This window comes from Paracoccus methylarcula (genome assembly GCF_003007735.2).
GTDB classification, from domain to species: Bacteria; Pseudomonadota; Alphaproteobacteria; order Rhodobacterales; family Rhodobacteraceae; genus Paracoccus; species Paracoccus methylarcula.
This window is the reverse complement of the sequence record NZ_PXNQ02000006.1, coordinates 119,714-145,475: the sequence shown is the minus strand read 5'-3', so window position 1 is coordinate 145,475 and position 25,762 is coordinate 119,714. Positions and strand designations below refer to the sequence as shown.

Genomic DNA, 25,762 nt, shown 5'->3' with positions numbered 1-25,762 from the left:
CACCGAATCCGAACAGAAGAGGCAACAGATATGGCGAAACCCTTTAACCGCATCCTGATCACCGGCGCGGCGGGCGATCTTGGCAGCAAGCTGCGCAAGGGCCTGATCCCGCTGGCCGAGCACATCCGGCTGGCCGACCGGACCCCGATTACCGATCTGCAGGATCACGAGGAAGGGCTGGTCTTCGACCTGTCCGACGAGGCCGCCACCATCGAGGCCACGCGCGATGTCGATGCCATCGTCCATTTCGGCGGCGCCTCGCGTGAAAGGGTCTGGAACGACGTGCTCGATTCCACCATTCGCGGCAGCTATCACATCTACGAGGGTGCGCGGAAACATGGCGTCAGGCGGGTTGTCTATGCCTCTTCGGTCCATGCCATCGGCTATCACAAGCTGGAATCGCATATCGACACCGATGCGCCGGTTCGCCCGGACAGCCTTTACGGCGTGTCGAAATGCTTCGTCGAGGCGCTGAGCAGCCTGTATTGGAACAAATACGGTATCGAAACCGCCTGCCTGCGGATCTTTTCGTCTTTCCCCGAACCGGCGGACCGGCGGATGCTGTGGTCGTGGCTCAGCTATGACGATTGCGTGCGGCTGGTCAGCGCCAGCCTGACCGCCTCGCATGTCGGTCACAGCATCAGCTTCGGCCTGTCCGACAACCGCGAAAAGCCGGTGGACAATTCAAAGGCCGGACATCTGGGCTATGTCCCGCAGGACAGCGCCGATCCCTACCGCGAGCAGGTCGAGGCCAGGACCGAACCGCTCGACCCCAAGGCGGCAACGACCCGTCACCTGGGGGGCTGGTTCGTCGATCTCGGCCATCCCGATGACGAGACCTCCGAATGAATGACGGCCATGACGTGGTAATCGTCGGCGGGGCCGTGATCGGCTCTGCCATCGCTTACTACCTGACGGCAAACACGGATTTCACCGGCTCGGTGCTGGTCGTCGAGCGCGACCCCAGTTATGCGACCGCCTCGACCTCGCTGTCCTCATCCTCGATCCGCACGCAGTTCTCGAACGCGATCAATGTCAGGATCAGCCAGTACGGCTCGGAGGTGATCCGCAGTTTCGCGGATATGATGGCGGTCGGAGATAATCGGCCCGACCTGAATTTCCATCCCGCCGGCTACCTGTTCCTGGCCAGCACGCCGGAAGGCGCCCGGACCCTGCGCGAGAATCACGAGGTTCAGCGGGCCTGTGGCGCCGATGTCGTGCTGTGGGCTCCGGATGAGCTGGCCCATGCCTTCCCGCATCTGCGCGTGGACGACATTCAACTGGCCTCTTACGGGCGCTCGGGCGAGGGATGGTTCGACAATACCGGGCTGATGCAGGGCTTCAAGGCAAAGGCACGGGTGCAGGGCGCGGAATATGTCACCGATGAAGTGGTCGCGATCGGTCACGAGGCCGGCCGGGCCACTTCGGTCACGCTGAAATCGGGGCGGGTGATCCGGGCGGGCTGGATCGTCAACGCCTCGGGGCCAAGGGCCGCGCTGACGGCGCGGATGGCCGGGCTGGATATCCCGGTCGAGCCGCGCAAGCGCACGTCTTTCGTTTTCGACTGCGCCAGATCGCCAGAGGGCAGCGCAAGGGTCAATGATGGGCGCTTGCCGCTGATGATCGATGTCTCGGGCAGCTATTGCCGTCCCGAGGGCAGGTTCTTTCTGACCGGTTGCCCCCCGCGCGAGGATGTGGCGGTCGATTGGGACGATTTCGAGCCGCAATATGATCTGTTCGAAGAGGTGATCTGGCCCGCGCTGGCCGCACGTTCGGAATCCTTCGAGGCGATCAAGGTGGTGAACCAATGGGCCGGGCATTACGCTTTCAACACCCTTGATCACAACATGGTTGTGGGGCCGCATCCCGAGATGTCCAATTTCATCTTTGCCAACGGCTTCTCGGGCCACGGGCTGCAGCAGGCCCCCGCCACCGGGCGCGGCGTATCCGAGCTGATCACCTATGGCGAATTCCGCGCGCTCGACCTGTCCGAGCTCGGATTCGCGCGTATCATCGAAAACCGTCCCTTCCTTGAAAAGGCCGTCATCTGACCGAAAGCCCATGACCGAGACCGCAACATGACCCGCCTGCCGCCGTTGAATGCGCTCCGCGCCTTTTGGGCGGTGATGCGCAAGGGTAATTTCCGGGCGGCGGCAGCAGAGCTTTTGGTGAGTCCGCAAGCGGTCAGCCAGCAGATCCGGCTGCTGGAGGACAGGCTGGAGGTCACCCTGTTCGAGCGCAAGGGACGCAGGATCGAACCGACCGAACGCGCGATCCTGCTGTCGCATTTCGTGCAGGCCGGTTTCGACGAATTCGCCGAGGGCATCCAGCGGGTCACCAATTCTGCCCACCGCAATCGCATCAATATCAATGTCAGCCCCTATTTCGCGACCCGCTATCTGGTCGAGCGGCTGGAGCGTTTCCGCGACAGGCATCCCGGCGCCGATCTTCGGCTGACGACCATGATCGAACTGCCCGACTTTGCGAGCGACGAGGTGGATGTGGCGATCCAATGGGGATTCGGTCAGTGGACGGATTTCGAGACCGCTTTGCTGATCTCCGATCCGAAGATCATCTGTTGTTCTCCCGAACTGGCCGGGCATATCAGTGCCCCGCAGGATCTGACCCGCCACAGGCTGCTGCATCCGATCCTTGCACAGGATCTCTGGGCACGGGTGCTGCGGCATCTGGGGTTGGAGCCGCATGGCGCCGCAAGCGAAATCCAGTTCCAGGATGCCGCCACGATGCGTCGCGGCACGATCTCGGGGATCGGGGTCGGGCTGATCTCGCGCATCGATGCGGAAGAGGATCTGAAGGCCGGAACGCTCGTCGCTCCGCTTGGCATGGATGCGCTGGCCGATATGGAGGTGGCGGATATCCCCGGCTTCTACCTGATCCTGCCTCGCGCCCATCGCAGGATCGGCATCGTCGCAAGCTTCTGCGACTGGATCACATCCGAAAACTGGACCGATCCGCCACAGGCAAGATAATCCATGACGCGATCAGCCAACCTGCACCCCCTTGACCCAGACCCCGGTCAGCCGTGCGGTCCGGTCCAGGTCGGCCAACCGGATCAGGTCGGCGCGCAGGCCCGGCGCGATCCTTCCCCGGTCGGTCAGCCCGGTCGCCCGCGCAGGCGCGTCGGTGACGGTCGCGAAGGCGCGCGGCAAATCCTGCCAGAACCGCGCCAGGTGGCAGGCCCCCAGCAGCAGGCTGGAGGGGATGTAATCCGATGACAGGATATCCAGCCAGCCGCCGCCCGCCAGCTCCTCTGCCGCGACATTCCCTGAATGCGAGCCGCCCCGGATCAGGTTCGGCCCGCCCATCATCACCGCGATGCCATGGTCGCGGCAGGCGCGGGCGGCCTCTGCCGTGGTCGGAAATTCGGCCAGCCGGATACCATAGCCCGCACTGGCTGCGACCTGTTCGGCCGTCGTGTCGTCATGGCTGGCTAGCGTGGCGCCTATCCGCTTGGCCGCCGCAACGGCACCGGCTTCATGCGCCTCGCCATACCTGTCACGAAGCGCGCGCAGCCGCGCGACATGCTCGGCGAATTCGACATCGCTCAACCCCTTCTTGCCCTGCACATATTGCGCCAGCTTCGCTAGGTCGCGGAACTGCCGCTGCCCGGGTGTGTGATCCATCAGGCTGACCAGCCGCACCCGGTCATCGGGGCCGAACTCGGCCAGTTCATCCAGCAGGGTCTCGCTGCAAATCTCTGATCGCAGATGGATCCAATGGCTGATCCGCGTCCGCCCGGCGGCGCTGAGCGCGTTGATCTCGCTGACCAGCGGCCGGGCATATTTGGCATAGCCCGAGCCATCACTGGGGATGGAACCCACCCGCACGGCATCCAGCACCGTGGTGATCCCGGCAGAGGCCAATTCGCCGTCATGCGCAAAGATCGCCGCGGAATGCGGCCAGAAGACGCCGGGGCGCGGCTCGATATGGCGTTCGAGATTGTCGGTATGCAGCTCGACCAGGCCCGGCGCGATATGCGCACCCTCGCAATCCACCGCACCAGGGGGGACCACGCCGCCCTCGGTTATACCGGCGATGATCCCGTCCTCCACATGGATCGCTCCGCGCATGACGCGGTCGGGCAGGATCAGTTCGGCATTGGCCAGGATCATGGAATCAGCACCTCGTCCAGTGCGGCGACGAAGGCGGCGGCCGCCTCCCCCAGATCGCCGGAATTGTCGATATATGTGACAGGCAGAGCGCCCGGATGAAACCCCGCCTCGCGCCTGATCCGCGCATCTATCTGCGTGGCACTCTCGCGGCCGCGACCGGCAAGGCGCGCAGCAAGCACCTCGGACGCGGCACTGACATGGATGACCGCAAGGCCGGGAAACACATTGGCCGCCCTTGGCAGAACGGTGCGGGAGAGGTTCACCAGCCAGACGCCACCCCCGGCGACATGCGGAACACCGTAACTCAGACCATGAGCCTGCCAGTCCAGCGCGAAACGTCCCTCGCCCCGCATCCGTTCGAACTCCGCGGATGAAACTCCGTCGAAATCCTCACCCCCCGATTCCGCCGGGCGGGTGATGACACGGCGCACAAGCCGCAGATCCGGTCTCCGTTCGGCGGCACAGCGCATCAGCGTATCCTTGCCCGCTCCCGACGGCCCAACCACCGCGACGATCCGGGCGGTCATGCCCCCCGCCCCGGAACGAAATCCGCGACATCAATTTGCCGGTCGCACAGACGCTCGCGCGCGGCCTCGTCGTGGAAGATGCCAAGGATCGCAGCCCCGCGCGCCTTCGCCTCCTCGATCAGCCGCATCACGGTTTCACGGTTGGCGGCGTCAAGGCTGGCTGTCGGCTCGTCCAGCAAGAGCGCCGGATAGGGATGAACGAAGCCCCGGGCGATATTCACCCGCTGCTGCTCGCCGCCCGAGAAGGTCGTCGGCGACAGACTCCACAGGTTCTCACCGATATTCAGCCGCGTCAGCAGTTCCGCCGCCCGCGCCTCGGCCCGGTCCTCGGCCATCCCGAGCACCAGCAGAGGCTCGGCCACGACACGCAGGGTCGGAACCCGGGGAACCACCCGCAGGAATTGGCTGACATAGCCAAGCGTCGAGCGGCGCAGCGCGATGATCCGGCGCGGCTTTGCCCCCGACACCTCGACATCACCCACCCGGATCATGCCGTGATCGGTGCGGTAATTGCCCCAGATCATCCGCATCAGGGTGGATTTTCCCGCGCCCGACGCCCCGGTCAGCGCCACGCATTCGCCCGGGGCGACCGTCAGCGAAGCCCCCTCCATCACCCGCAGCACCGCGCCGCCCTGATTGTGAAGGGTGAATTCCTTGGCGATATTCTGCACTTCGATCATCATCACACCTGCAATACGGAAGAGACCAGCAACTGGGTATAGTCATGTTGCGGATCGTCCAGAACCTGATCGGTGAGGCCGGTCTCGACCACCCGGCCATCCTTCATCACGATCAGCCGGTCCGCCAGCAGACGCACCACGGCCAGATCATGTGTGACCAGCACCGCCGAAAGCCCCATGTCGCGGACCAGCCCGCGCAGCAGGTCGAGCAAGCGCGCCTGCACGCTGACATCCAGTCCGCCGGTCGGCTCGTCCATGAAGGCCAGCCGCGGCCCGCTGACCAGGTTTCGCGCGATCTGCAACCGCTGCTGCATCCCGCCCGAGAACTGCCGCGGCCGGTCGTCGATGCGGCCCGTGTCGATTTCGACCCGGCCCAGCCAGTCAGAGGCCGCCTCGCGGATCCGCCCGTAATGCCGCGCCCCGCCTGCCATCAACCGCTCGCCGACATTCCCGCCGGCACTGACCCCCATGCGCAGCCCGTCCCGCGGATTCTGGTGAACAAAGGCCCAGTCAGTCCGCGCCAGATGACGGCGCTGCGGCTCGCTCATCCGCAGCGTGTCCACCGGACCCCGATCCCGCGTGTCGAACAGAACCTCGCCCGCATCCGGGCGAAGCTGCCCCGACAGGCAGCCCAGCAGAGTCGATTTTCCCGACCCGCTTTCGCCAACCACCCCCAACACCTCGCCCGGCCACAGGTCGAAACTGATATCCTCGCAGCCAATGCGCGCGCCGTATCGCTTGGTTACCGAGCGCACGCTCAACAGGGGGCCGTCGGGTTCGGGATATTTGGATGAAGAAGAAGTCATGCGGGCTTCTTCTTCACGAAAAATATCCCCGCCGGAGGCATCCAGCAGTGCCATCACGCACCCCCTTTCGCATTCTGAGCGCAATAGTCGGTATCCGAGCAGACGAACATCCGCCCTCCCGCATCATCGGTGATCACCTCGTCCAGGTAACTGGTCCCCGAGCCGCAAATCGCGCAGGCATGATCGGCTTTCGAGGCCGTGAAGGGATGATCCTCGAAATCGAGGCTGCGGACATGCGTATAGGGTGGCAGCGCATAAATGCGCTGTTCCCGGCCTGCGCCGAAAAGCTGGATCGCCGGGCAATCATCCAGCTTGGGATTGTCGAATTTCGGGATCGGGGACGGGTCCATGACATAGCGGCCTGCCACCTCGACCGGATAGGCATAGGAGGTCGCGATTTCCCCGTGCCGGGCGATATCCTCGTAAAGCCGCACCTGCATCAGCCCGTAATCGGCCAGCGCATGGATCCGCCGGGTCTCGGTTTCCCTTGGCTCAAGAAAGCGCATCGGTTCGGGGATCGGTACCTGGTAAACAAGGATCTGATCCCCGGTCAACGGGGTTTCGGGAATGCGGTGGCGCGTCTGGATCATCGTGGCCTCGTTCGTGCGCTCGGTGGTGGCCACCCCGGCAGTGCGCTGGAAGAACTTGCGGATGCTGACGGCATTGGTCGTGTCATCGGCGCCCTGGTCGATGACCTTCAGCACATCCCCGGGCGTCAGCACCGCCGCCGTGACCTGCACGCCACCGGTGCCCCAGCCATAGGGCATCGGCATTTCACGGCTGGCGAAAGGCACCTGGTAGCCCGGTACGGCGATACCCTTGAGAATGGCGCGGCGGATCATCCGCTTGGTACCCTCGTCAAGATAGGCAAAGTTGTAAGCCTGATCACTCATGCGGCGTCCTCATCTTGGTCGGACAGGCCGGCGCGAAGGCGGCGCACCAGTTCCAATTCGGCCTGGAAATCGACGTAATGCGGCAGCTTGATATGTTCGAGGAAGCCCGTCGCCTGGATATTGTCGCAATGCGACAGAACGAATTCCTGGTCCTGTGCCGGTGCGCCCTGATCCTCTTCGCCCAGTTCCTCCCATCTCAGCGCCCGGTCCACCAGCGCCATGGCCAGCGCCTTGCGTTCGGTCTGGCCGAAGGTCAGGCCATAGCCGCGGGTGAACTGCGCGGGCTCGCTGCGCGAGCCCTTGAACTGGTTCACCGTCTCGCATTCGGTCACCTCGATCTCACCGATCTCGATGGCAAAGCCCAGTTCGGGGATGTCCATCTCGACCGCGACCATACCGATGCGCAGCTCTCCCACGAAGGCGTGGTTGCGGGCATAGCCGCGCTGCGTGGAATAGGCGAGGCCAAGCAGGAAGCCCTCATCCCCTCGGGCCAGCGCCTGCAGGCGAAGGGTACGATCGGCGGGCAGTTCCATCGGCTCGCGGGTGAGGTCGGCGGGCGGGGTCTCGTCGGGTGCCGCATCCTCGATCAAACCGTCCCGATTCAGGAATGACAGCACATGCGGAGTCGCGGCAGATTCGGTTTCTCCGCCCTCCGCCAGCGGTTCTGTCGGCAACTCCCCATCCGCCATCAGCCGGAAATCCAGCAGCCGGTGCGTATAGTCGAAGGTCGGGCCAAGGATCTGCCCGCCCGGAGCGTCCTTGAACGTGGCGGAAACGCGGCGCTTGAGCCTCATTGCAGCCGTGTCTATCGGGATTGACGCGCCGAAACGCGGCAAGGTGGTGCGATAGGCGCGGATCAGGAAGATCGCCTCTATGAGATCGCCGCAGGCCTGCTTGATCGCCAGCGCAGCAAGATCGGGATCGTATAGCGAGCCTTCGGCCATGACCCGTGTGACGGCAAGCCCCATCTGGTCGCGGATCTGCGCGGTGTCCAGAACGGGTTGATCGACAGGGCCGCGACGGCTCCGATCCAGCCATGCATGGGCAGCGTCAATGGCGCGCTCGCCTCCTTTGACGGCGACATACATCAGCTAATCTCCGTGGAACGTGGAAGGGCGGCAAGGCGGCTGCCCGAGGTCAGGATCGCGTCCCAACCCAGGGGGAACAGCCCGTGATTGGCGGCGAAGGCCCGTGCCTCCGGCAATGCCAGGGTGGCGGTGTCGCGGATGCCGGGGCCGGTCAGGCGTGTTGGCGCCGCGTCGAAATCATGCCTGTCCACGATCAGCGTCGCGGCGCGGTCGGGATATTCCGGTGTGCCGATGCCGAAGCGGTCAACCGGCTGCAGCGCCGCCCAATCGCCAAGCGCGAATGTGGCATTCTCGGCCGAGACGAAGGGTGAGGCGCAATGAAACGCGATCCAGTCCCGCAATTCCGGATTGTCATGTGCCCCGGCAAGGTGCAGCGGCGTTGTCCGGTCACAGAGCGTCAGCAAGACCGTCGCGGCGGCGGGCGAGATCGGCGCGGGGCCAGAGGCAGCCTGCAGGGTGGCGATCGTGCCGGGGCGGGCCATGGCGGTCAGGATGGCGCGGAAAGCATGGGCGCCATCGCGTGCGGCATCCTTGAACCCTTCCGATAATATCTGTGCGGTCATTCATCCTCTCCCCGGACCAGAGTGAAGAATTCGACGCGGGTCGCGGCGGCTTCCGTGGCGACGGCCTTGCGCCGGGCAACCTCTTCATCACGTAACGGGGCGAGTATTCGCTCTTCGACCCTTGCGGCATCCTGTTGCGCCATTGCGTCGATCAGCGCCGCCCGCAGCGCGTGGCCCTTGTCGCGCCCCTGCACATAGCCATGCCCGACCGTGCCCGAGGGCAGGCGAACACTGGCACGCGTGACGGTCTTTTCGCCCAGATTGAACGCTGCACCAGTGCCTCCCGCGCGCCCCCGAACCATGACGGTGCCGATCTCTGGTGCGCGAAGCAGATCATGCTCGGGCAATTCGGGAAGCAACTGCGCCAGCCGCCCGGACGGGGCGCGGGCCAGCAGGCCAAGCGCCTCCTTGCGGATCGGATCGGGGAAGGTTTCAGGGCGTGACATGTTTCACCTCATGTCCTATACAACTAGACATCTTGTAGCCGATCGCAGACCGCGCGACAATCCGGAAAACATGAATTTTTGGTGACGGAATGAGCCTGTGGCAAAGCATCGCCGACAACCTACGGGGGGAAATCGCCCGCGGATTATGGCCACCGGGGACAAAACTGCCCGCAGAGGCAGAGCTTGCAGCGCGTTTCGGCGTGAACCGCCACACCCTGCGTCATGCAACGAAGGTGCTGGCGGATGAGGGCCTGCTGTATTCGCGGCGCGGCGCGGGGGTTTTCGTGGCTGCAAGCCCGGTCGATTATCCCCTGGGGGATCGGGTGCGCTTTCATCGCAATATCGAGTTGGCGGGAAAGGTGCCCGGCCGGGTTCTGGACGCGGTGATGACACGTCCATCGGATGCGGCCGAAGCCTCTGCCCTTGGCCTGTCAACCGGCGACAGGGTGCATGTGGCCGAGGGGGTCTCGATGGTGGATTACCGGCCTGTCGCATTGTTTCGCACCGTGTTCCCCGCCGATCGGATGCCGGACCTGCCCGCCGCGCTGCGCGAAAGAAAATCGGTCACGGCAGCGCTCGCGGCCTGTGGAATCGACGATTACCGGCGCATCTCGACTCGCGTGACCGCCAGGATCGCGGATGCGACACAGGCGGTGAAACTGCAGATCGATCCGGGTGAGCCCTTGCTGCGAACCGAAGCGATCAGCGAATCGCAGGGGCGGCCGGTCGAGCATGGCCTGACGTGGTGGGCAGCCGAGCGGGTGACGCTGACCCTGCCTCACGATTCATAGCGGTCGAAACGCGAATTGACGACCTCGGCGCCTTCGAGCAGCAACGGCGCATCCGGCGAGAGTTTCGGCATCAGAATGCCCTCTCGGTCCCGTCATACCGGAAGAAACGGCCGGTTCCGGCCATGGTCAGCCCGTCAGCAAGATCCAGAACGCCATCCGCCACATCATCGACAGCCAGATCGGCCTCCGCCCCGCCCATATCGGTGCGCACCCAACCCGGATCGACCAGTGCCACGGCGATGCCCTGGGGTTCTAGGCTGGTGGCCAGCCCCTGCATCACCTTGTTCAACGCCGCCTTCGAGGCCCGATAGGCGATGCGGTCGGCCTTGCGATACCCCATCCATGCCATCTGGCTCGAAATTGACAGCACCCGCGCTGCCGTAGCTGCGCGAAGATTGGGCAGCAGGGCCTGCGTGACCGCCAGCGGCGCCAGCGTATTGACTGCCAATGTCTCGGCAAAGCCCTCGAAATCCATGTCCAGCGGGTCTTGCCGCGCCGGCCCGATGATGCCTGCATTATTGATCAGGATATCCAGCGGCCCCAATTCCCTGGCCATTCCGGCAACCGCCCCGCGATCGGTCACATCGAGATGCACCGTCCGCACGCCCGGCACGGCAGCACCTTGCCGCACCGTCGCCGTCACCTGCCAGTCCCGGGCCAGCGCCGCCCGCGTCAGGGCGAGACCAATTCCCCGTCCCGCGCCGGTTATCAGAATATGCGTCATTCCCTACCCCCGGATCAATCGTGCCCGGATACGGCCGGACAGCCAGTCCATGAGTATCACCATCAGCACGATCAGCACGATGTAATAGGTGACATGCTCCCAGTCCTTCTGGGTCTGCATCGCCTGCATCAGGAGCAACCCGATCCCGCCTCCGGTGATCGCGCCGATGATCGTGGCGCTGCGGGTATTGGACTCCAGATAATACAGCAGTTGCGACAGGATCACCGGGGCGATCTGCGGAATGACAGCCCATCGGATGCGCGGCAAGGGACCGGCCCCGGTCGAACGCAGTCCCTCGACGGGCTTTTCGTCGATATTCTCCAGCGCTTCGGAAAACAGCTTGCCGAACGTGCCGGTCTCGGTCAGCAGCATGGCGAGGCTGCCGGTCAGCGGACCGGGTCCGAAGGCGCGCGACAGGATGATTGTCCAGATCAGCGCATCGACCCCGCGCAGAAAGTCGAAAAAGCGCCGGAAAATCTGCCGCACGATTCGCAGGGGCGCGAAATTCGACGCGGCCATGAAGGCCAATGGCAGGGAGATCAGGCCAGCCCCAAATGTGCCCAGGAAGGCCATCAGGACGGTTTCAAAGATCGCCCATGCGACATCGCCATGATGCCAGATGCTGTTGCGCCAGAAATCCCGTGCCATCCCCGCCATGTTCGAGCGCTCCGGGTCCAGCCTGTCTCCGCCGACCGCCAGCCCCGCCAGTTCGGCAAGGGATTTGCCGTGGAACTGGCTGGAAAGATCGAAGAAGAACAGTTCCCATCCCGGCTGGCGACGGAATACCTCGCTGCGAGAGCGGGTGACGGTCAGCCGCGCTCCCGCCGGCAAATCGGCACTGAAACGCTTGTCCGAGATGCTGAAGCCCTCGGGTGGGTCAGGAATATCGGTCTCGATCCCGTCGAGACAGGCCGGATGTCATAGCTTGCCTCGGGCGTGGTCAAGGTGACGAGGCCGTCCCCGGAAAAGGTGACGAAATTTCCGTCGGATAGCGCGATCTCGCGCCCGCCATCGGCACGTGCCTTGATCCAGTCGGGTTCGTTTCCGGCGGTAAAGGTAGCGTTCCGCATTCCCTCGACCGAGGCTTCGGTACCGCCATCACCGCGATTATCCCGGGTGACATGAATCTTGTAGCTCCAGAAATCCTGCAACAGCGCCGCGCCGTTGTCCCACCGCGCACGCCCCGCCAATCCGGCGATGTCGAAGGCCATAGCGACATAAATCAGATAGGCCAACACGACGGCAGGCACCGCCAGCGAGAAGAACCGCTTGCGCCCGATCAGCCGATGTGCGGGATGGGCGTCCAGTATTGCCATCATATCGGCCCTCCGGCTTCGCCACGTTCTTGCCCGCGCACCAGGTGCTCGCGCGCCATCGATGTCAGTTGATCGAAGAACACGATGGCTGCGAACAGCAGGATAAAAATCGCCGCCGCCGCGTCATAACGGCCCTGCCCCCAGCTTATGGCGTTGCGCAGCTCATAGCCGATGCCGCCCGCCCCGACGAAACCAAGGATGGCGCTGGCACGGATATTGATCTCGAAGCGCAGCATCGCATAGCTGGCCCAGTTCGGGGCAACCTGCGGGATGATGCCGAACCAGATCCGCTGCAACCAGCTTGCGCCGACGGATTCCAGCCCTTCGACCGGTTTCAGGCTGGCATTCTCGGCCACTTCGGAGAACAGCTTGCCCAGGGCTCCCACGGTATGGAAACCGATGGCCAGCGCGGCGGGAACCGGGCCTCCGCCAAGGACGAAGATCAGAACCAGCGCGATCACCAGTTCGGGGATCGCGCGGGCGATATCCAGGAGCCGCCGGAACAGCGGCACGAGACGCGGCCACGGAGCCAGGCCCCGCGTGGACAAAAGCGCCATGACCCCACCCCCGATTACACCCGTCAGGGTTGCAGCGGCAGCGATGTTCAACGTCTCGACCAGCGCGGGCAGGGCCGACCAGATCAGCCCGGGCAGATTGCCCGCCTTGCCCACTGCCTCGGCGATCAGTTCCGAGGGAAAATCGAAGACCTGCGACAGTCCTTTCCAGAACCCCCCGGCATTGCGGCTGTCTGCAAGGCGAAAGCCGGAAATCAGCAGCAGCGCGAAGATCGCCCATAGCAACGCGCTGTAACTGCGGCGACGCGCCAATTGCGTGCGATAGGCGGCGGCGATGGCGGCGGAACTGTCGGTCGATGTCATCCAAGAGCCTTCATCGAAGGGAAAAAGGCGCGAAGCATCACGCTCCGCGCCAACCGGTCAAATGATCAGCTATCCTTGCTCTGCTCGCGGACCCGGACTTCTATGATGGTTTCATAGGCGTCATGGGTCACCGGCATGAAACCCGCCGTCTCGCCTGCCGCAACTCCGTAAGCGCAGTCCTTGTCCTTCTCGATCAATCCGCCGACCAATGCGGTCATCTTCTCCTTCACATCCTCGGGCAGGGCCTTGCGCAGCACGATCGGACCTTCGGGGATCGGCTTCGAGCGCCAGATTTCGACCAGGTCGTTCATGTCGATGATACCCGAGTCAACAGCCTTGCGCAGCGAGCCGGAATTGTAACCGTCCTCCCACTCGCCCTGGCCGTCGGCCCAGGTCACACCGGCATCGACATCACCGTTATTCACCGCAACGATGGTCTGTTCATGTCCGCCAACGAACTTGACATCGGCAAAATAGTCGCCCGGTTCCAGCGAATAACCCTCCTGGGGTATTTCAACCGAGGGGATCAGGTAACCCGAGGTCGAATTGGGATCGCCAAAGGCCAGAACCTTCCCCTCCATCTCATCCAGCGAGGTGATGCCGCTGTCCTTGCGGGCAAATCCGATGGAGTGATAGGTGGACGATCCGTCCAGGTTTGTCTTGACCAGCACCGGCTCGACCGCTTCGGGATCGGTCAGGTAGGTCTTGGCATAGGCCGAAGCCCCCAGCCAGGCCATGTCAAGCGATCCGCCCAGAAGCCCCTGGATGACACCGTCGTAATCCGCCGGGGTGAACAGCTTGACCGGAACCCCGAATTCTTCTTCGGCATAGTTGCGCAGGCATTCGTTGTTGGTCATGCGATCCTGCGCATTTTCCCCGCCCAGGACACCGATATTGAACTCGGTGATTTCCTGCGCGGCGGCCATATGCGGCGTGGCCAGCGCCGTCGTCAGGGCCAGAAGGGTCAGGCAGCGTGTCATGTGTCTCTCCATGAGTTGAAAGTCAGTCCGCCAGCAGCCGCTCGGCATATTCCTTGTCGGCGGGGGCAGGCGTGTCGATGGCGGTCGAGGTGGTGCCTTCGCTGAACCCGGCCCCGGCGCCATAGATGTCGCGGGCGGCGCCCGTGGTCAGTTGAGCAGGGGTGCCGTCGAAGACGATCCGGCCCTTGCGCATCCCGATCACCCGGTCGCAATAGCGCCGGGCGGTATCCAGCGTGTGCAGGTTGGCGATGACGGTGCGGCCATCCTCGTCATGGATGCGGCGCAAGCTGTCCATGACGATCTGCGCATTCATCGGATCAAGGCTGGCAATCGGCTCATCCGCAAGAATGATCTTCGGATCCTGCATCAGCGCCCGGGCAATCGCCACGCGCTGCTGCTGCCCGCCCGACAGGGCCTCGGCGCGCTTGGTCGCCTGTTCCGCGATGCCCAACCGGTCAAGGATCGACACGGCGCGGTCTATATCGGCGGGCGACCAGATATTCAGCAAGGTCGAGGCCAGCCCGCGCTTGTTCAGCAACCCGTGCAGCACATTGCTGACGACATCGAGGCGCGGCACCAGGTTGAACTGCTGGAAGATCATTGCGCAACCGGCCTGCCAGGAACGCTTCTCGCGCCCGCGCAGGGTCAGCACGTCGCGGCCATCGATGTAAAGATTGCCTTCGCTGGCATCGGTGAGCCGGTTGATCATCCGCAGCAGGGTGGATTTCCCCGCCCCGGAACTGCCGATGACTCCGATCATCATTGGCCGGTCTATGGTGAAGCTGACGGAATCCACCGCCCGCGTGGTTCCGAATATCCGGGTGATCTGCTGCGCCTCGATCCGCATTGCGGCTCCTGCCAAGTGGTCGGCGCAGGAATGACGCCAATGCGTGACAGGTCGCTGACAGAAAGATTACGGTTTGATGAAGCTTCGGTTGGTCGCCCGCGTCGTCCGTGTTCGGGAAATCCGGTCAGTCGCGCGCGACCCTTGCCTGAATCAATGCAAGGCCCCTTCCCGTCCCGACATGCCCGGCAGCTTCGGTCAGTGCGGCCCGGAAACCGTCACGATCCGACACCTTGCGCGCCCACGCTCCGCAAGCCTCGGCAACCCTTGCATAATCGGGTGACGGCGAAAGATCGGTCAGCGGCATCTGGTTGGTTCTGGAAGCGAAACCCTGCGGATAAAGCTGTTCGACCGAGGCCCGGACCGCGCCCCATTCGGAATTGTCCAGCACGATGACCAGCACCGAAATTCCAAGAGCCGTGGCGACCTGATGGCACGCAACCGGATTGGCGAACATGTAGGATCCGTCGCCCATCGTCGAAATCACCAGCCGTCCGGGCATCGCCAGCTTGTAGCCCATGCTTGCGGGCAGGCCGAATCCAAGTCCGCCGGAATGCGGGCTTTCATACCAGGCATGGGGCGTCTTCAACCGCATATCCGGAAACCGGGCGCCGAGTTCGCCGAATATCGTGCCATCCTCCCGCTCGGCCAGATCCGCAACTTCTCCGCTGATCCAGCGCTTGGTCAGATGCGGGCCCCTGGCGTCCTTTTGCCGCGCCTCGTCACGCTCGGCCCAGCTTGCCGCGTTCCTTTCCGCTATTTCAGCGAAACGTTCACTGCGCGATCCGGGATCGAGACCTGCCATCGCATCGGCCAATGCCAGGATATTTTCACCCAGATCCCCGGGCAGGGACAGATCCGAGCGAAAATTCCGTATCGGCGTCTGCGCGAACAGCGGATCCTGCCCCAGTTGGATGACAGTCGCATCGGGCCTTGGAGCATGGTGCCCGGGCTGCCAGGGGGCAAGGCTGTCCAGGACCAGGACGACATCCGCCTCTGCCAGCCAGGGACCGGGATCATGTCCGGTCGCCATGGGGTGATCGGTGGGAATCGCCACCTGCAACGCCCAATACTGGCAAACCGGGATCGCCCAGTCCTCGGCAAGTTTCGTCAGCGCCGCAAATGCCTGCGCCGAGCCCGCGCCACGCTGCGCGAAGATCACCGGAGATTTCGCCGCCGCCAGCGCTTTCGCCGCCGCCGCGATGTCCTGGGGATGCGCCACGGACCGGGCGGGCCGCATCGAGGCCGTGCCTTGTGGCACGGGGACCTGCTCGCACAGCACCTCTCGTGGAAGCGAGATATAGACCGGGCCGCGCGGCACCGAACAGGCGATGCCATGGGCACGATCGGCCAGTTCCGCCACCTGCTCGGGAAAACGCAATTCATAGTCCCATTTGCAGGCCTCGCGGACCAGCGCATGCTGATCCAGCATTTCCTGCCCCCAGCCAACCGGCACCGTGCGCGATCCGAAGCGGCCCTTCTCGGTGGTCGGAGTTCGGCCAGAGAACAGCAGCATCGGCACATTGTCCGCGCGGGCATTGATCGCCCCAATGGCGGCATTGGCGAGCCCGACATTGGTATGCACCATGACCGCCTGCGGCCTGCCGGTCGCCAGCGTATAGCCATGGGCCATCGCCATGGCGGCGCCTTCATGCGGAACCGTGACCGCCCTGGGCAGGGGCATGTCCTTGGCCGCTGCCTCGGCCAGCCCTTCGATGATCGGCGGGAAATCCGTGCCCGAATTGGCGAAGATGTAATCGACCCCAAGGCTTCCCAGCCTCGCCGCCAAAGCCGCACCGGCGCTTGTTTCGGCCATCTGCGGCCTCCTTGTGATTGATCGGCCTCGCTGACGCTCAGATCGGGTAATGCTGGGCGGGGTCCTCGATGCTGATCCAGCGCAGCTCGGTAAACTCTGCGATCCCGGCCTCGCCACCGAAACGGCCATAACCGGAATGCTTGACGCCGCCGAAGGGCATTTGCGGTTCGTCGAAAACCGTGGGACCGTTGATATGACAGATACCGCTTTCGATACGCTGCGCGACCTCCATCGCCCGGCGAAGATCCTGCCCGAATACGCCTGCGGTCAGCCCGTATTCGGTATCATTTGCAATCTCGACCGCATGATCGGTATCGCGGGCCCGAATGACGGCAGTGACCGGACCAAAGCTTTCCTCGCCATAGATCCGCATCTCGGGCGTCACATGGTCCACGATGGTCGGAGCCATGATCGCACCCTCGGCGGGAATATCGCCGCCAGCGACAATCTTCGCCCCCTTCGCCCGCGCATCCTCGATCAGTTCCGCCACGTGATCCACCGTGTCGCGATCTACACAGGCGGCGATATGCACCTGCTCGAGCGGGCTGCCGGTTTTCAGCTCGGCCGTTTTCGCCACCAGGGCCGCGATGAATTCATCCGCCACCTTCCGGTCCACGATCAGCTTTTCGGTCGACATGCAGATCTGGCCCTGGTTCATGAAGGCACCGAATTTCGCCGCGTTCACCGCCCCGTCGATATCGGCGTCATCCAGCACGACGAGGGGCGATTTGCCGCCAAGCTCCAGCAGGCAGGGCTTGAGATGCTTCGCCGCCCGCTCGGCGATGATCCTGCCAACACGCGACGAGCCGGTAAAATTGATGCGCCGGGTCAGGGGATGATCGATCAGCGCATTCACGACCTCGGGCCCGTCCTTGGCGTTATGGGTGACGATGTTCAGCACTCCGTCGGGCAAGCCCGCCTCGCGCATCGCATCACCCAGCAGGCGATGGGTGCCAGGGCATTTTTCCGACGCTTTCATGACGATCGTATTGCCGCAGGCGATGGGCATGGCAAAGCAGCGCACGCCAAGGATCTGCGCGGCGTTCCACGGCGCCATTCCCACCAGCACCCCGATTGGCTGACGATAGCCCATCGCCAGCGAACCGGGCTTGTCCGAGGGGATGACCTCGCCCTTGATCTGCGTCGTGATAGCGGCAGCTTCGCGCAGGATCTTTGCGGCGAACATCATGTTGAAGCCGTGCCAAGGCCCGCTACCGCCGGTTTCGGCAATGCCGAGCTCGATGAAGCGCGGCGTCCATTCGTCCAGGATATCGGCAGCCTTGTTCAGGATCTTGCGGCGCTCGGAAGGGCCTGTCTTCGACCATGCCTTGAACGCGGCGGCGGCCGATTGAACGGCCTTGTCGACATCCTCGGCCCGCGCCGCGCCCGCCGTGGTGGCAACAGCGCCGCTGACCGGGTTTATCCGCTCGAATGTTCCGCCGCTTGCTGCCACGTCCTTGTTGTCGATCAGCAAACCATATTCCATAGCGTCCTCCCTCCCCTTGTATTCCTGTTCGCTCAGGCCGCCGCCATGACCGCATTGAGATCGTAATCCGCGGTCTCCAGCAGTTTTCGCGGAACTCGCCCCGCATTCGCGAAAATCCTGCGCGCAGCCATATGTGCCCCGGCATTGCCTACCGTTTCAACCGACGCCAGCCTGTCGCCCGCGAAACAGAAGACCGTCAGCTTGCCATCCGCCTCTGCAACATGCCAGTCATCGGCATCCGGAGCATAGCCCGCGATCTGCAACTTGCGGTCGCCCTGATTGCTCCAGAACCACGGAACCGCTGCGTAGGGCTTGGGTTGGCCAACCAGCCTCGCGGCGATGGTCCGCGCGTGATCGGTGGCCGCTTGCACCGATTCCAGGCGAGCCACCAAACCGCTGACCGGCTCGACAAAGCGGCAGCAATCGCCAAGCGCCGAGATATTCGGGTCGGAACTGCGCAAGAGATCGTCCACGACAATTCCGTCATCGGTTGCCAGTCCGGCTTCCTTGGCAATCGCGTCATTTGCGATCACTCCGGCGGCCAGAACGATGGTATCGCCAGAAACTTCCGAACCGTTGCGAAGCCGCACCGCAAGTGAACCCTCCGCATCGGTGACGGCTTCGGCGAACTGCCCAAGATGCACCGACGAACCCCAGCCCCGATGGACATCCAGGAAATGCCGCGAAGTCATGGGTGCGACCGCCCGGCCCATCAGCCGGTCCGCCCCCTCGACGATGGCGACCTCGATACCGCGCGCCCTTGCCACAGCCGCGAATTCCAGCCCGATGAACCCACCGCCGATGACGACCACCCGGCGCATATGCTCCACACGGTCCCGCAAGACCCTTGCGTCGGAAAGCGTCCGCAGCGCCAGCACTTCAGGCCGGTCCAGCCCGGCAATGGGTGGGATGCGGTTCCTGCTGCCCGTCGCCAGCACCAGATGGTCATAGGCGATACGCGCGCCATCCCCGGTCTCGACCTCCATCGTCGTCCGGTCGATGCCAGTCACGCGAGTCGAGCCGATGATCTCGATGCGCTGCTGTTCATAGAAATCCGGCGGCCGCAGAAGCAGGCGTGCATCGTTGCCGTCCTTGAGATAGTCCTTGGAAAGCGGCGGGCGCTGATAGGGCAGCCCCGGCTCTTCCCCGATCAGGGTAATCCGCCCTGTGAAACCCTCTTGCCGCAGGCTGGCGGCGAGTTGGAAACCACCCTGCCCGGTCCCGATGACGACGACGCGCTCCATCGCCTAGACCTGCCGCTCGGGGAGCCGGACGACCAGCCCGTCCATGTCGTCAGTGATCTTCACCTGGCATGAAAGGCGGCTTGCATCGGTGATCTCGCAGGGGGCAAAATCCAGCATGTCGCGCTCGTCCTCATCCGCCGGGCCGGTCCTGTCCAGCCAATCGCCCTCGACATAGACATGACAGGTCGAGCACATCATCTCGCCGCCACATTCCGCAAGGATTCCATCGACATTATGCGCGCGCGCGACCTGCATCAGGCTGTCGCCCTCGCCGGCGTCCACGACCGTCTCTGCACCGTCAGCCGCAATGAAAGTGATACGAGGCATCGTTCCGCTCCTCAATTCAGGCGGACGGGCATGTTGATCGGGCCGCGAAAGCCGAAGCCCCTCCAGACCACGTCCTCGGGATTTTCAAGCCGCATGTTCGGGAAACGCTCGAACAGGATCGGCAACAGCAGCCTGCCGACCGTCATGCGCGCCATATGCGTTCCCATGCAATGATGCGGCCCGCTGCCAAAGCTTTGATGCGGCTGCGATTTGCGCAGGGCGTCATAGAGATGGCCGTTCTCGTACACATCCTCGTCATGATTGGCCGATGCCTGGATGGTCATCACCACCGTTCCCTTGGGAATATCGCAGCCGCGGATTTCCGTATCCTCAAGCACCAGCCGCGAGCTGGCCTGTATCGGCGCGACCCAACGCACGCCCTCCTCGAAGGCCGCCGACCAGTTGCCCGATGCCCTGATCTCTTCGAGTTGGCCGGGATTGCTCAGAAGCCCGTAAATGATCGTCAGCAAGGCGTCGCGGGGCTCGTTGATACCTCCGCCGATGGCGATCTTGATATTGGCGACGATCTGGCTCCAGGGGATCGGGTCCTCGGCGTTCAGCATCACGGACAATGCGGACTGATCCGGAGCGGCCTTCACCCGCTCTGCGTTTGCCTCGATGACGCGGTTCATCTCTTTGTTGGCGCGGGCGACCCGTTCGAAAGGCTCGTCGAACCAGCCGAAATTGCCCGCCCCGTCGATCAGCGCCTGGCTCCAGAACTGCATCTGTTCGTCGCTCGCATCGGGGATGCCCATGCATTCGGCCAGGATCCGGGCGGCCAGCGGGCCGGCAAGCGTCGGGAAGAGATCGACGACCTCGCCCCTGGGCAGGCGGTCGAGATACTCGGCGGCATAGCGTTCATACATCGGCCCCCAGATCGTCTTGAGATTCCGGGGCGAGAATGTCGGCATCATCGCGTTGCGTTCGCGCAGATGCTCTTCGCCGTCCTTGCGCATCAGCGTATGGGCCTCGAACGCCTTTTCCATCGGCGTCGTGGGATCGTTCGAGCTGAACAGCGCCGGGTTGTCCTTGACCATCCGGCAATCCTCGGCCTTGGTCAGCATCGTGCGCTTGACGGAAGGCACCTGAACCACCGGCGTATGCGTCCGCATCTGCGCATAGACCGGATACGGATCATCGATCAGCCGATGAACTGTCACGCTGTCATTTACCGGCGCCAAAGACATCGTTGCATCCCTCCCCTTCTCCTCCATCGCGGGACCTGCCCGCGTTGGCCAACTATACGGGGGCGAAAGATCATCAGACAATTGGATGGAATTGATTGGCACAATCAAAAATCTGTATCATGAGTTCCGGGAGGAAACCTTTGCATGAAGAATACACTGCCCCTGGGCGTCGATTTCGCCGCGCTGCGGACGCTGCGGCTGGTCTTCGAGTTGCGGTCTTTTACGGCGGCGGCCACGACATTGGGCGTCAACCAGTCGGCGGTCAGCTACACGATCGACAAGCTGCGCCGGATATTCAACGACCCGTTGTTCTTTCGCCTCGGGGGCAAGGTCGTCCCGACCGAGCGATGCGAGCAGATCGCGCAGCAGGCATCGGACATGCTGGACATGTTCGAGGCGATGATCTCTTCCGCCACGTTCGAGCCTGCCGAAGCGGACCAGACCCTGTCCATCGCCTGCAATCACTATGAACGGCTGGTCATCCTTCCGCAGGTGATCCGCGCGCTGCGCAAACAGGCGCCGGGACTACGCCTTGGGCAGGTCAATTCGACCAATCAAGGGCCGGACCTGCTGAAACGCGGGATCGCGGATGTACTGATCGGGCCGATCAGGCCGGATGAGGACGGCTTCTATTGCCGGACGATCCTGGCCGAGCGGTATTGCTGCATCATGGACCCTTCGAACCCGCTGGCTTCGGGCGAGTTGACGAAAGACGCCTATACCGCAGCCAATCACCTGACCGTCAACTATGGCGGCGACTGGCGGTCGCGCTTTCTCGTCGATCTCGAGAATGACGGCCGGAAACTCAACGAGGTGATCCAGATCCCCAGTCCCGCCGGGCTGGACGAATTGCTGCCGGGAACCGACCTGATCTCGACGCTCCCGGTGCGGCTGGCCCAGCCCTTGGCAAAGCGGCTTGCATTACGGCCCTGTCCCTATCCCGGGGAGTTCGAGATCCATATGGTCTGGACCGCACGAACCCATCATTCCCCGATGTATGGCTGGTTCCGCGACCTGGTCGTCGATACCATACGCCAGAGCTTGAAACGCGAACCAGAACCCGGCTGCCTTATCTAATTTTTTGATGCAGGTCATTCACTCCGGCAAATTGTCTTTATCGGCGAGGGATGGCTATAGTCCAAGGTGATCCATTCTCCCTCGACGGGTCTGGATCGCAACGAAAGGGAGGAAAGATGAAACGCAGAACCGTACTTGGCGGGCTGGCTGCCGGTGCCGCCGTGATGACCGGGGCCGGACGGGCGCTGGCACAGGAATTCACCTTCAAGCTGCACCAGCCGCTGAGCGCCAATGCCTCGGCACAGGTCAACATGCTCGAACCCTGGGCGAAGGCCGTGGAGGAAAATTCCGGCGGGCGGGTCAAGATCGAGATCTTTCCTTCCATGACGCTTGGCGGACGCCCGCCCGAACTGATCCAGCAGGTGCGCGACGGCGTGGTCGACCTGATCTGGACCGTGAACGGCTACACGCCGGGCCTGTTCCCGCGCACGGAAGTGTTCGAGCTGCCCACCGTCTACAAGAATGACCTGGTCGCAACGAACCTCGCCATGCACGACATGTTCGAAAGCGACCTGAAAGAGGATTACAAGGGCGTCGAGGTAATGTTCCTGCATGTCCATGCGGGACAGGCGCTGCATATGCGCGACAAGGAGGTGCGCAGTCCCGCCGACACCGCCGGAACCAAGCTGCGCATTCCCACGCGCACCGGGGCATGGGTCATCGAATCCCTTGGCGCGGCGCCGACCGCGATGCCGGTTCCCGAACTGCCGACCGCCTTGCAGAAAGGCGTGGTGGATGGCGCGCTGATCCCGTGGGAGATCATTCCACCGCTGAAAATCCAGGACCAGACGGAATACCAGATCGAACTCAACAACCAGGAACGCTTTGGTAACACCACCTTCCAGTTGGCCATGAACCAGGCCCGTTGGGACAGCCTGCCCGACGATATCAAGCAGGCATTCCGGGATGCCTCGAACCGCGACTGGTGGGCGAAGGTCGGCGAAATCTGGCGCAAGGCCGATGATGACGGTCTCAAGATCGCGGTGGATTCGGGCAATACCTATATCGCGCTCTCCGAGGAAGAGACCGAATCTTTCCGGCAGGCCATGGCCCCGGTCGTCGATCGCTGGATCGAAGAGGTCTCGGCCAGCGGGATCGACGGCGCGGGCCTGGTCGAGAAAGCGCGCGGATTGATCGCCGAGAACGCCGGAGCGAAGTGATGGCGCTGGACCTGAAACTCGGCCGCAGCGGATTTCCCGGTGCGGTCGCCGCTGCTGCGACCTTGTGGGCGCTTGCGGGCGGCGTGGTGCTGCTTGCAGTGGTGCTGATCAATTTCGTCTCGGTCGTCGGCGGCGTCGCCTGGAAACCTTTTCCCGGCGATTTCGAACTGACCGAGATCGGGGTCGCCGTGGCCGCCTTCAGCTTCCTGCCCTATACCCAGATCACCGGCGCCAATGTGACCGCAGATATCTTCACTTCGGGGGCGAGTCCCCGCACCATCGCCGCCCTCACCTGCCTGGCCGCACTGATCGCGACATTCTTTGCCGGTCTGCTCACATGGCGGATGTATTTCGGCATGCTCGATCAGAAAGCCTATAACTACACCAGTGCCATCCTGCAGATCCCGCTCTGGTGGGGCTTCGTGCCGATCCTGATCTCCCTTGTCCTGCTGGCCTTCGCTGCCATCGTCACCTTCCTTGAAAACACGCGCATATTCGCCGGGACCTGAAGCATGACCGACCCGATCACCCTTGGCGTCATCGCGCTGATCGTCCTTGTCGCCCTGATCGCGATCCGCATTCCCATCGCCTACGCGATGATCCTCGTGGGCGGGATCGGCGTGACCATGATGGACGGCCCGGCATTGATGCTGAGCCAGCTCAAGACGCTCGCCTATGGGCAGTTCTCGATCTACGATCTCTCGGTTGTGCCGATGTTCGTCCTGATGGGCGCGCTTGCCTCGCGCGCCGGTCTGTCGCGGGCGCTGTTCCGCGCCGCCAATGCCTGGCTTGGCTGGATGCCGGGCGGAACCGCCATGGCCTCGATCGCAAGCTGCGCGGGGTTCGGCGCGGTCTGCGGCTCTTCGCTGGCGACGGCGGTGACCATGGGGCGCGTCGCCCTGCCGGAACTGTCGCGCTACAACTATTCGGGTGCGCTCGCCACCGGCTCGCTGGCGGCCGGAGGAGTGCTGGGAATCCTGATCCCGCCCTCGGTGGTGCTGATCGTCTATGCGGTCATCGTCGAGGCCAGCATCGTCGACATGTTCGCCGCCGCCCTGCTCCCCGGCATCCTCGCGGTGATCCTGTTCCTGCTGACCATCGCGATCTATGTCGCGATCAATCCCAAGGCCGGCCCGGCGCATGGCGGAGTGGATCCGGGCGAGTTCCGCGAGGCAACCATCGGGGTCATCCCGGTCCTGCTGATCTTCGGGATCGTGCTGGGCGGGATCTATGCGGGGCTGTACACGCCGACGCCCGCCGCCGCGATCGGGGTTGTCATGGTCTGGCTCTACGGTGCCGTGACCCGCCAGGTCCGCATCGGGGAACTGGTTGAATCGCTGAAGGAAACGGCGGGCACGACCGGCATGATCTACCTGATCCTGCTGGGCGCGGAGATGATGAAGATCTTCATGAGCCGTGCCGGACTGCCGCAGGCCATGGCGACATGGATCATCGAATCCGGACATGCGCCGATGACGGTGATGATCCTGCTGCTGATCGGGTTGATCGCCCTGGGCTGCCTGATGGACAGCCTGTCGATGATCCTGCTGGTCATCCCTTTCTTCTGGCCGGTCCTGTCCGAGTTGAATGGCGGCATCTACCAGGCCGCCGACGGTGCAGCTTTCGGCATGTCCACCGAGGATCTGAAAATATGGTTCGGCATCATAGCCTGATCGTGGTCGAACTGGGACTTATCACACCGCCGGTGGGCATGAATGTCTTTGTCATCTCGGCGCTGGCCAAGGATGTGCCGATGGCCGACACCTTCAGGGGCGTGATGCCGTTCTTCGCCGCCGAGATCCTGCGGGTGCTGCTGATCCTGGCCTTCCCGGCGATGACGCTCTGGCTGCCGGCGCTGATCCGGGGTTAGCCGAGCCGAGTCATGCGGGCGGCGGGCGCCTGACCGGGGGTGCCGCCGTGGGTGCCTTGGAAAGCTGCACCGCCAGGATACCGGTCATGATGATGCCGACCCCGAGCACATCGCTCGCCCCCAGTTTCTCGCCCAGCACCAGCGCGCCTATGGCGACGCCGAAGAAGGGCGACAGGAAATGGAAGGTCGCGGCCCGGACCGCGCCGATGCGCTGCACCAGCAGGAACCAGATCCATGTCGCAGCCAGTCCCGGCACCAGGACGGTATAGATGAAGGCCCAGGCCAGCCGTCCGCTCACCGCCGCGTCCCATGTCTCGAAAAACGGCGCGACGGCGGCCAGCGTGACGGCGCCGACCAGCATCTGCAATCCGACGATCATCATCACGTTGCCGCCCGAACTGGCGCCGCGGACCGAGAGGGTGGCGATGGCCAGTGCGAGCGCCGCGACGAAGCCCATCGCGACGCCGATCGGATCGCTGCCGCCCTGCAGGCGCACGCCCATGATGATCGCCACGCCGACCAGGCCAAGGCACAGCCCGCCGTAACCGAGCGGGCGCAGTCTCTCGCCCATGAAGATCCAGCCCATCGCCGCAACCATCAGCGGCATGGTCGCCGCGATGATCGAGGCAAGCCCCGCCTCGATCCATTGCATCGCGACCCAGTTGAGCCCCAGGTAAAGCGCGTTCTGGCACAGGCCCAGCACGATGACCGCGCGCCACTGGAACCGGCTGAGATTGCGCCATGTCTGCCCCATGGCCAGTCCGATGGCGATCCCGATGACACCGGACAGGGCGAAACGCAGGGAAAGCGCCAGAAGCGGAGGGGCCTCGGTGACGATCATCCGGGTTGTGGTAAAGGCCGACGCCCACATCACCGCGAAGCTCACCCCCATCAGGATCGCGCGAATATCCATGGCCCGCCTTTCT

At 63.7% G+C, this 25,762-nt stretch carries 27 protein-coding genes and 1 pseudogene; 9 read left to right on the top strand and 19 right to left on the bottom strand.

What is annotated here, in order from left to right; translation table 11 throughout:
• Window positions 1-30 precede the first annotated feature (30 nt).
• The 3 genes from A7A09_RS11125 to A7A09_RS11115 are packed head-to-tail and all read left to right on the top strand — an operon-like array spanning window position 31 to window position 2,990.
• Window positions 31-849 carry an NAD-dependent epimerase/dehydratase family protein gene (locus A7A09_RS11125; RefSeq protein WP_106691472.1) on the top strand — a complete coding sequence of 273 codons (819 nt, stop codon included), beginning with the start codon at window positions 31-33 and terminating at the stop codon, window positions 847-849.
• On the top strand, window positions 846-2,051 hold the full coding sequence (locus tag A7A09_RS11120; protein ID WP_106691471.1) for an NAD(P)/FAD-dependent oxidoreductase: 1,206 nt from the start codon (window positions 846-848) through the stop codon (window positions 2,049-2,051). The genes A7A09_RS11125 and A7A09_RS11120 overlap by 4 nt, the downstream gene beginning before the upstream one ends.
• 27 nt (window positions 2,052-2,078) lie before the next feature.
• Window positions 2,079-2,990 (top strand): LysR substrate-binding domain-containing protein, encoded by a 912-nt coding sequence (locus tag A7A09_RS11115; protein WP_106691470.1) that lies wholly within the window; start codon window positions 2,079-2,081, stop codon window positions 2,988-2,990.
• Between the two features lie 12 nt (window positions 2,991-3,002).
• Here the strand turns inward: A7A09_RS11115 and A7A09_RS11110 are convergent, their stop codons facing one another.
• Genes A7A09_RS11110 through phnG form a run of 8 tightly spaced genes read right to left on the bottom strand, consistent with a single transcriptional unit; the run spans window position 3,003 to window position 9,136 of the window.
• On the bottom strand, window positions 3,003-4,133 hold the full coding sequence (locus A7A09_RS11110) for an alpha-D-ribose 1-methylphosphonate 5-triphosphate diphosphatase (RefSeq protein WP_106691469.1): 1,131 nt from the start codon (window positions 4,131-4,133) through the stop codon (window positions 3,003-3,005).
• Complete coding sequence (gene phnN / locus A7A09_RS11105; RefSeq protein ID WP_106691468.1) at window positions 4,130-4,660, bottom strand: phosphonate metabolism protein/1,5-bisphosphokinase (PRPP-forming) PhnN; 531 nt, start codon at window positions 4,658-4,660, stop codon at window positions 4,130-4,132. Before phnN ends, A7A09_RS11110 begins: the two co-directional genes overlap by 4 nt.
• Complete coding sequence (phnL, locus tag A7A09_RS11100; RefSeq protein WP_106691584.1) at window positions 4,657-5,340, bottom strand: phosphonate C-P lyase system protein PhnL; 684 nt, start codon at window positions 5,338-5,340, stop codon at window positions 4,657-4,659. The genes phnN and phnL overlap by 4 nt, the downstream gene beginning before the upstream one ends.
• 2 nt (window positions 5,341-5,342) lie before the next feature.
• Entirely contained in the window at window positions 5,343-6,146 is an 804-nt protein-coding gene (phnK, locus tag A7A09_RS11095; RefSeq protein ID WP_106691583.1) for a phosphonate C-P lyase system protein PhnK, read from the bottom strand.
• A 53-nt stretch (window positions 6,147-6,199) separates the two neighbouring features.
• On the bottom strand, window positions 6,200-7,039 hold the full coding sequence (locus A7A09_RS11090) for an alpha-D-ribose 1-methylphosphonate 5-phosphate C-P-lyase PhnJ (RefSeq protein ID WP_106691467.1): 840 nt from the start codon (window positions 7,037-7,039) through the stop codon (window positions 6,200-6,202).
• Window positions 7,036-8,127: a carbon-phosphorus lyase complex subunit gene (locus A7A09_RS11085; RefSeq protein WP_106691466.1), complete on the bottom strand. Its 1,092-nt coding sequence runs from the start codon at window positions 8,125-8,127 to the stop codon at window positions 7,036-7,038. The genes A7A09_RS11090 and A7A09_RS11085 overlap by 4 nt, the downstream gene beginning before the upstream one ends.
• On the bottom strand, window positions 8,127-8,690 hold the full coding sequence (gene phnH / locus A7A09_RS11080) for a phosphonate C-P lyase system protein PhnH (protein ID WP_106691465.1): 564 nt from the start codon (window positions 8,688-8,690) through the stop codon (window positions 8,127-8,129). The genes A7A09_RS11085 and phnH overlap by 1 nt, the downstream gene beginning before the upstream one ends.
• On the bottom strand, window positions 8,687-9,136 hold the full coding sequence (gene phnG, locus A7A09_RS11075) for a phosphonate C-P lyase system protein PhnG (protein WP_106691464.1): 450 nt from the start codon (window positions 9,134-9,136) through the stop codon (window positions 8,687-8,689). Before phnG ends, phnH begins: the two co-directional genes overlap by 4 nt.
• 89 nt (window positions 9,137-9,225) lie before the next feature.
• Between phnG and phnF the strand changes: the two genes are divergently transcribed.
• Window positions 9,226-9,927: a phosphonate metabolism transcriptional regulator PhnF gene (gene phnF / locus A7A09_RS11070; protein ID WP_106691463.1), complete on the top strand. Its 702-nt coding sequence runs from the start codon at window positions 9,226-9,228 to the stop codon at window positions 9,925-9,927.
• Between the two features lie 70 nt (window positions 9,928-9,997).
• Here the strand turns inward: phnF and A7A09_RS11065 are convergent, their stop codons facing one another.
• The 10 genes and pseudogenes from A7A09_RS11065 to A7A09_RS11020 all read right to left on the bottom strand — a co-directional run bounded on the left by A7A09_RS11065 (window position 9,998) and on the right by A7A09_RS11020 (window position 20,729).
• Window positions 9,998-10,651 carry an SDR family NAD(P)-dependent oxidoreductase gene (locus tag A7A09_RS11065; protein ID WP_106691462.1) on the bottom strand — a complete coding sequence of 218 codons (654 nt, stop codon included), beginning with the start codon at window positions 10,649-10,651 and terminating at the stop codon, window positions 9,998-10,000.
• Window positions 10,652-10,654: 3 nt separating this feature from the next.
• Window positions 10,655-11,970: pseudogene (gene phnE / locus A7A09_RS22230) on the bottom strand (phosphonate ABC transporter, permease protein PhnE).
• Window positions 11,967-12,845 carry a phosphonate ABC transporter, permease protein PhnE gene (gene phnE, locus A7A09_RS11055; RefSeq protein ID WP_106691461.1) on the bottom strand — a complete coding sequence of 293 codons (879 nt, stop codon included), beginning with the start codon at window positions 12,843-12,845 and terminating at the stop codon, window positions 11,967-11,969. Before phnE (A7A09_RS11055) ends, phnE (A7A09_RS22230) begins: the two are co-directional and overlap by 4 nt.
• Before the next feature lie 65 nt (window positions 12,846-12,910).
• Window positions 12,911-13,825: a phosphonate ABC transporter substrate-binding protein gene (gene phnD / locus A7A09_RS11050; RefSeq protein WP_106691460.1), complete on the bottom strand. Its 915-nt coding sequence runs from the start codon at window positions 13,823-13,825 to the stop codon at window positions 12,911-12,913.
• A gap of 22 nt (window positions 13,826-13,847) precedes the next feature.
• On the bottom strand, window positions 13,848-14,672 hold the full coding sequence (gene phnC / locus A7A09_RS11045; protein WP_106691459.1) for a phosphonate ABC transporter ATP-binding protein: 825 nt from the start codon (window positions 14,670-14,672) through the stop codon (window positions 13,848-13,850).
• A gap of 124 nt (window positions 14,673-14,796) precedes the next feature.
• Window positions 14,797-16,485, bottom strand: a complete 1,689-nt coding sequence (locus A7A09_RS11040) for a thiamine pyrophosphate-requiring protein (protein ID WP_106691458.1) — start codon at window positions 16,483-16,485, stop codon at window positions 14,797-14,799.
• Window positions 16,486-16,522: 37 nt separating this feature from the next.
• Window positions 16,523-17,971: an aldehyde dehydrogenase gene (locus tag A7A09_RS11035; RefSeq protein ID WP_106691457.1), complete on the bottom strand. Its 1,449-nt coding sequence runs from the start codon at window positions 17,969-17,971 to the stop codon at window positions 16,523-16,525.
• Between the two features lie 32 nt (window positions 17,972-18,003).
• Complete coding sequence (locus tag A7A09_RS11030; RefSeq protein ID WP_106691456.1) at window positions 18,004-19,215, bottom strand: NAD(P)/FAD-dependent oxidoreductase; 1,212 nt, start codon at window positions 19,213-19,215, stop codon at window positions 18,004-18,006.
• 3 nt (window positions 19,216-19,218) lie between these two features.
• Window positions 19,219-19,542: a 2Fe-2S iron-sulfur cluster-binding protein gene (locus A7A09_RS11025; protein WP_106691455.1), complete on the bottom strand. Its 324-nt coding sequence runs from the start codon at window positions 19,540-19,542 to the stop codon at window positions 19,219-19,221.
• 11 nt (window positions 19,543-19,553) lie between these two features.
• On the bottom strand, window positions 19,554-20,729 hold the full coding sequence (locus A7A09_RS11020; protein WP_106691582.1) for a cytochrome P450: 1,176 nt from the start codon (window positions 20,727-20,729) through the stop codon (window positions 19,554-19,556).
• A gap of 144 nt (window positions 20,730-20,873) precedes the next feature.
• Here A7A09_RS11020 and A7A09_RS11015 point away from each other — a divergent pair, with 144 nt between their 5' ends.
• From A7A09_RS11015 to A7A09_RS22100, 5 genes are all read left to right on the top strand, one after another.
• The gene (locus A7A09_RS11015) at window positions 20,874-21,806 is read left to right on the top strand and encodes a LysR family transcriptional regulator (protein WP_106691454.1); all 933 of its coding nucleotides are present in this window, start codon (window positions 20,874-20,876) and stop codon (window positions 21,804-21,806) included.
• A 116-nt stretch (window positions 21,807-21,922) separates the two neighbouring features.
• On the top strand, window positions 21,923-22,966 hold the full coding sequence (locus tag A7A09_RS11010) for a TRAP transporter substrate-binding protein (protein WP_106691453.1): 1,044 nt from the start codon (window positions 21,923-21,925) through the stop codon (window positions 22,964-22,966).
• Window positions 22,966-23,475, top strand: a complete 510-nt coding sequence (locus A7A09_RS11005) for a TRAP transporter small permease (protein ID WP_106691452.1) — start codon at window positions 22,966-22,968, stop codon at window positions 23,473-23,475. Before A7A09_RS11010 ends, A7A09_RS11005 begins: the two co-directional genes overlap by 1 nt.
• A 3-nt stretch (window positions 23,476-23,478) precedes the next feature.
• Window positions 23,479-24,639 (top strand): TRAP transporter large permease, encoded by a 1,161-nt coding sequence (locus A7A09_RS11000; protein ID WP_366465856.1) that lies wholly within the window; start codon window positions 23,479-23,481, stop codon window positions 24,637-24,639.
• Window positions 24,618-24,836 carry a TRAP transporter large permease subunit gene (locus tag A7A09_RS22100; RefSeq protein WP_366465854.1) on the top strand — a complete coding sequence of 73 codons (219 nt, stop codon included), beginning with the start codon at window positions 24,618-24,620 and terminating at the stop codon, window positions 24,834-24,836. Before A7A09_RS11000 ends, A7A09_RS22100 begins: the two co-directional genes overlap by 22 nt.
• Before the next feature lie 10 nt (window positions 24,837-24,846).
• Here the strand turns inward: A7A09_RS22100 and A7A09_RS10995 are convergent, their stop codons facing one another.
• The gene (locus tag A7A09_RS10995) at window positions 24,847-25,749 is read right to left on the bottom strand and encodes a DMT family transporter (protein ID WP_106691451.1); all 903 of its coding nucleotides are present in this window, start codon (window positions 25,747-25,749) and stop codon (window positions 24,847-24,849) included.
• Between the last annotated feature and the right edge of the window lie 13 nt (window positions 25,750-25,762).

Bases quoted from the DNA above. Each gene is read 5' to 3' on its own strand.
- A7A09_RS11125 (WP_106691472.1), top strand. From the start codon at position 31: ATGGCGAAACCCTTTAACCGCATCCTGATCACCGGCGCGGCGGGCGAT.
- A7A09_RS11120 (WP_106691471.1), top strand. From the start codon at position 846: ATGAATGACGGCCATGACGTGGTAATCGTCGGCGGGGCCGTGATCGGC.
- A7A09_RS11115 (WP_106691470.1), top strand. From the start codon at position 2,079: ATGACCCGCCTGCCGCCGTTGAATGCGCTCCGCGCCTTTTGGGCGGTG.
- A7A09_RS11110 (WP_106691469.1), bottom strand. From the start codon at position 4,133: ATGATCCTGGCCAATGCCGAACTGATCCTGCCCGACCGCGTCATGCGC.
- phnN (WP_106691468.1), bottom strand. From the start codon at position 4,660: ATGACCGCCCGGATCGTCGCGGTGGTTGGGCCGTCGGGAGCGGGCAAG.
- phnL (WP_106691584.1), bottom strand. From the start codon at position 5,340: ATGATCGAAGTGCAGAATATCGCCAAGGAATTCACCCTTCACAATCAG.
- phnK (WP_106691583.1), bottom strand. From the start codon at position 6,146: ATGACTTCTTCTTCATCCAAATATCCCGAACCCGACGGCCCCCTGTTG.
- A7A09_RS11090 (WP_106691467.1), bottom strand. From the start codon at position 7,039: ATGAGTGATCAGGCTTACAACTTTGCCTATCTTGACGAGGGTACCAAG.
- A7A09_RS11085 (WP_106691466.1), bottom strand. From the start codon at position 8,127: ATGTATGTCGCCGTCAAAGGAGGCGAGCGCGCCATTGACGCTGCCCAT.
- phnH (WP_106691465.1), bottom strand. From the start codon at position 8,690: ATGACCGCACAGATATTATCGGAAGGGTTCAAGGATGCCGCACGCGAT.
- phnG (WP_106691464.1), bottom strand. From the start codon at position 9,136: ATGTCACGCCCTGAAACCTTCCCCGATCCGATCCGCAAGGAGGCGCTT.
- phnF (WP_106691463.1), top strand. From the start codon at position 9,226: ATGAGCCTGTGGCAAAGCATCGCCGACAACCTACGGGGGGAAATCGCC.
- A7A09_RS11065 (WP_106691462.1), bottom strand. From the start codon at position 10,651: ATGACGCATATTCTGATAACCGGCGCGGGACGGGGAATTGGTCTCGCC.
- phnE (WP_106691461.1), bottom strand. From the start codon at position 12,845: ATGACATCGACCGACAGTTCCGCCGCCATCGCCGCCGCCTATCGCACG.
- phnD (WP_106691460.1), bottom strand. From the start codon at position 13,825: ATGACACGCTGCCTGACCCTTCTGGCCCTGACGACGGCGCTGGCCACG.
- phnC (WP_106691459.1), bottom strand. From the start codon at position 14,672: ATGCGGATCGAGGCGCAGCAGATCACCCGGATATTCGGAACCACGCGG.
- A7A09_RS11040 (WP_106691458.1), bottom strand. From the start codon at position 16,485: ATGGCCGAAACAAGCGCCGGTGCGGCTTTGGCGGCGAGGCTGGGAAGC.
- A7A09_RS11035 (WP_106691457.1), bottom strand. From the start codon at position 17,971: ATGGAATATGGTTTGCTGATCGACAACAAGGACGTGGCAGCAAGCGGC.
- A7A09_RS11030 (WP_106691456.1), bottom strand. From the start codon at position 19,215: ATGGAGCGCGTCGTCGTCATCGGGACCGGGCAGGGTGGTTTCCAACTC.
- A7A09_RS11025 (WP_106691455.1), bottom strand. From the start codon at position 19,542: ATGCCTCGTATCACTTTCATTGCGGCTGACGGTGCAGAGACGGTCGTG.
- A7A09_RS11020 (WP_106691582.1), bottom strand. From the start codon at position 20,729: ATGTCTTTGGCGCCGGTAAATGACAGCGTGACAGTTCATCGGCTGATC.
- A7A09_RS11015 (WP_106691454.1), top strand. From the start codon at position 20,874: ATGAAGAATACACTGCCCCTGGGCGTCGATTTCGCCGCGCTGCGGACG.
- A7A09_RS11010 (WP_106691453.1), top strand. From the start codon at position 21,923: ATGAAACGCAGAACCGTACTTGGCGGGCTGGCTGCCGGTGCCGCCGTG.
- A7A09_RS11005 (WP_106691452.1), top strand. From the start codon at position 22,966: ATGGCGCTGGACCTGAAACTCGGCCGCAGCGGATTTCCCGGTGCGGTC.
- A7A09_RS11000 (WP_366465856.1), top strand. From the start codon at position 23,479: ATGACCGACCCGATCACCCTTGGCGTCATCGCGCTGATCGTCCTTGTC.
- A7A09_RS22100 (WP_366465854.1), top strand. From the start codon at position 24,618: ATGGTTCGGCATCATAGCCTGATCGTGGTCGAACTGGGACTTATCACA.
- A7A09_RS10995 (WP_106691451.1), bottom strand. From the start codon at position 25,749: ATGGATATTCGCGCGATCCTGATGGGGGTGAGCTTCGCGGTGATGTGG.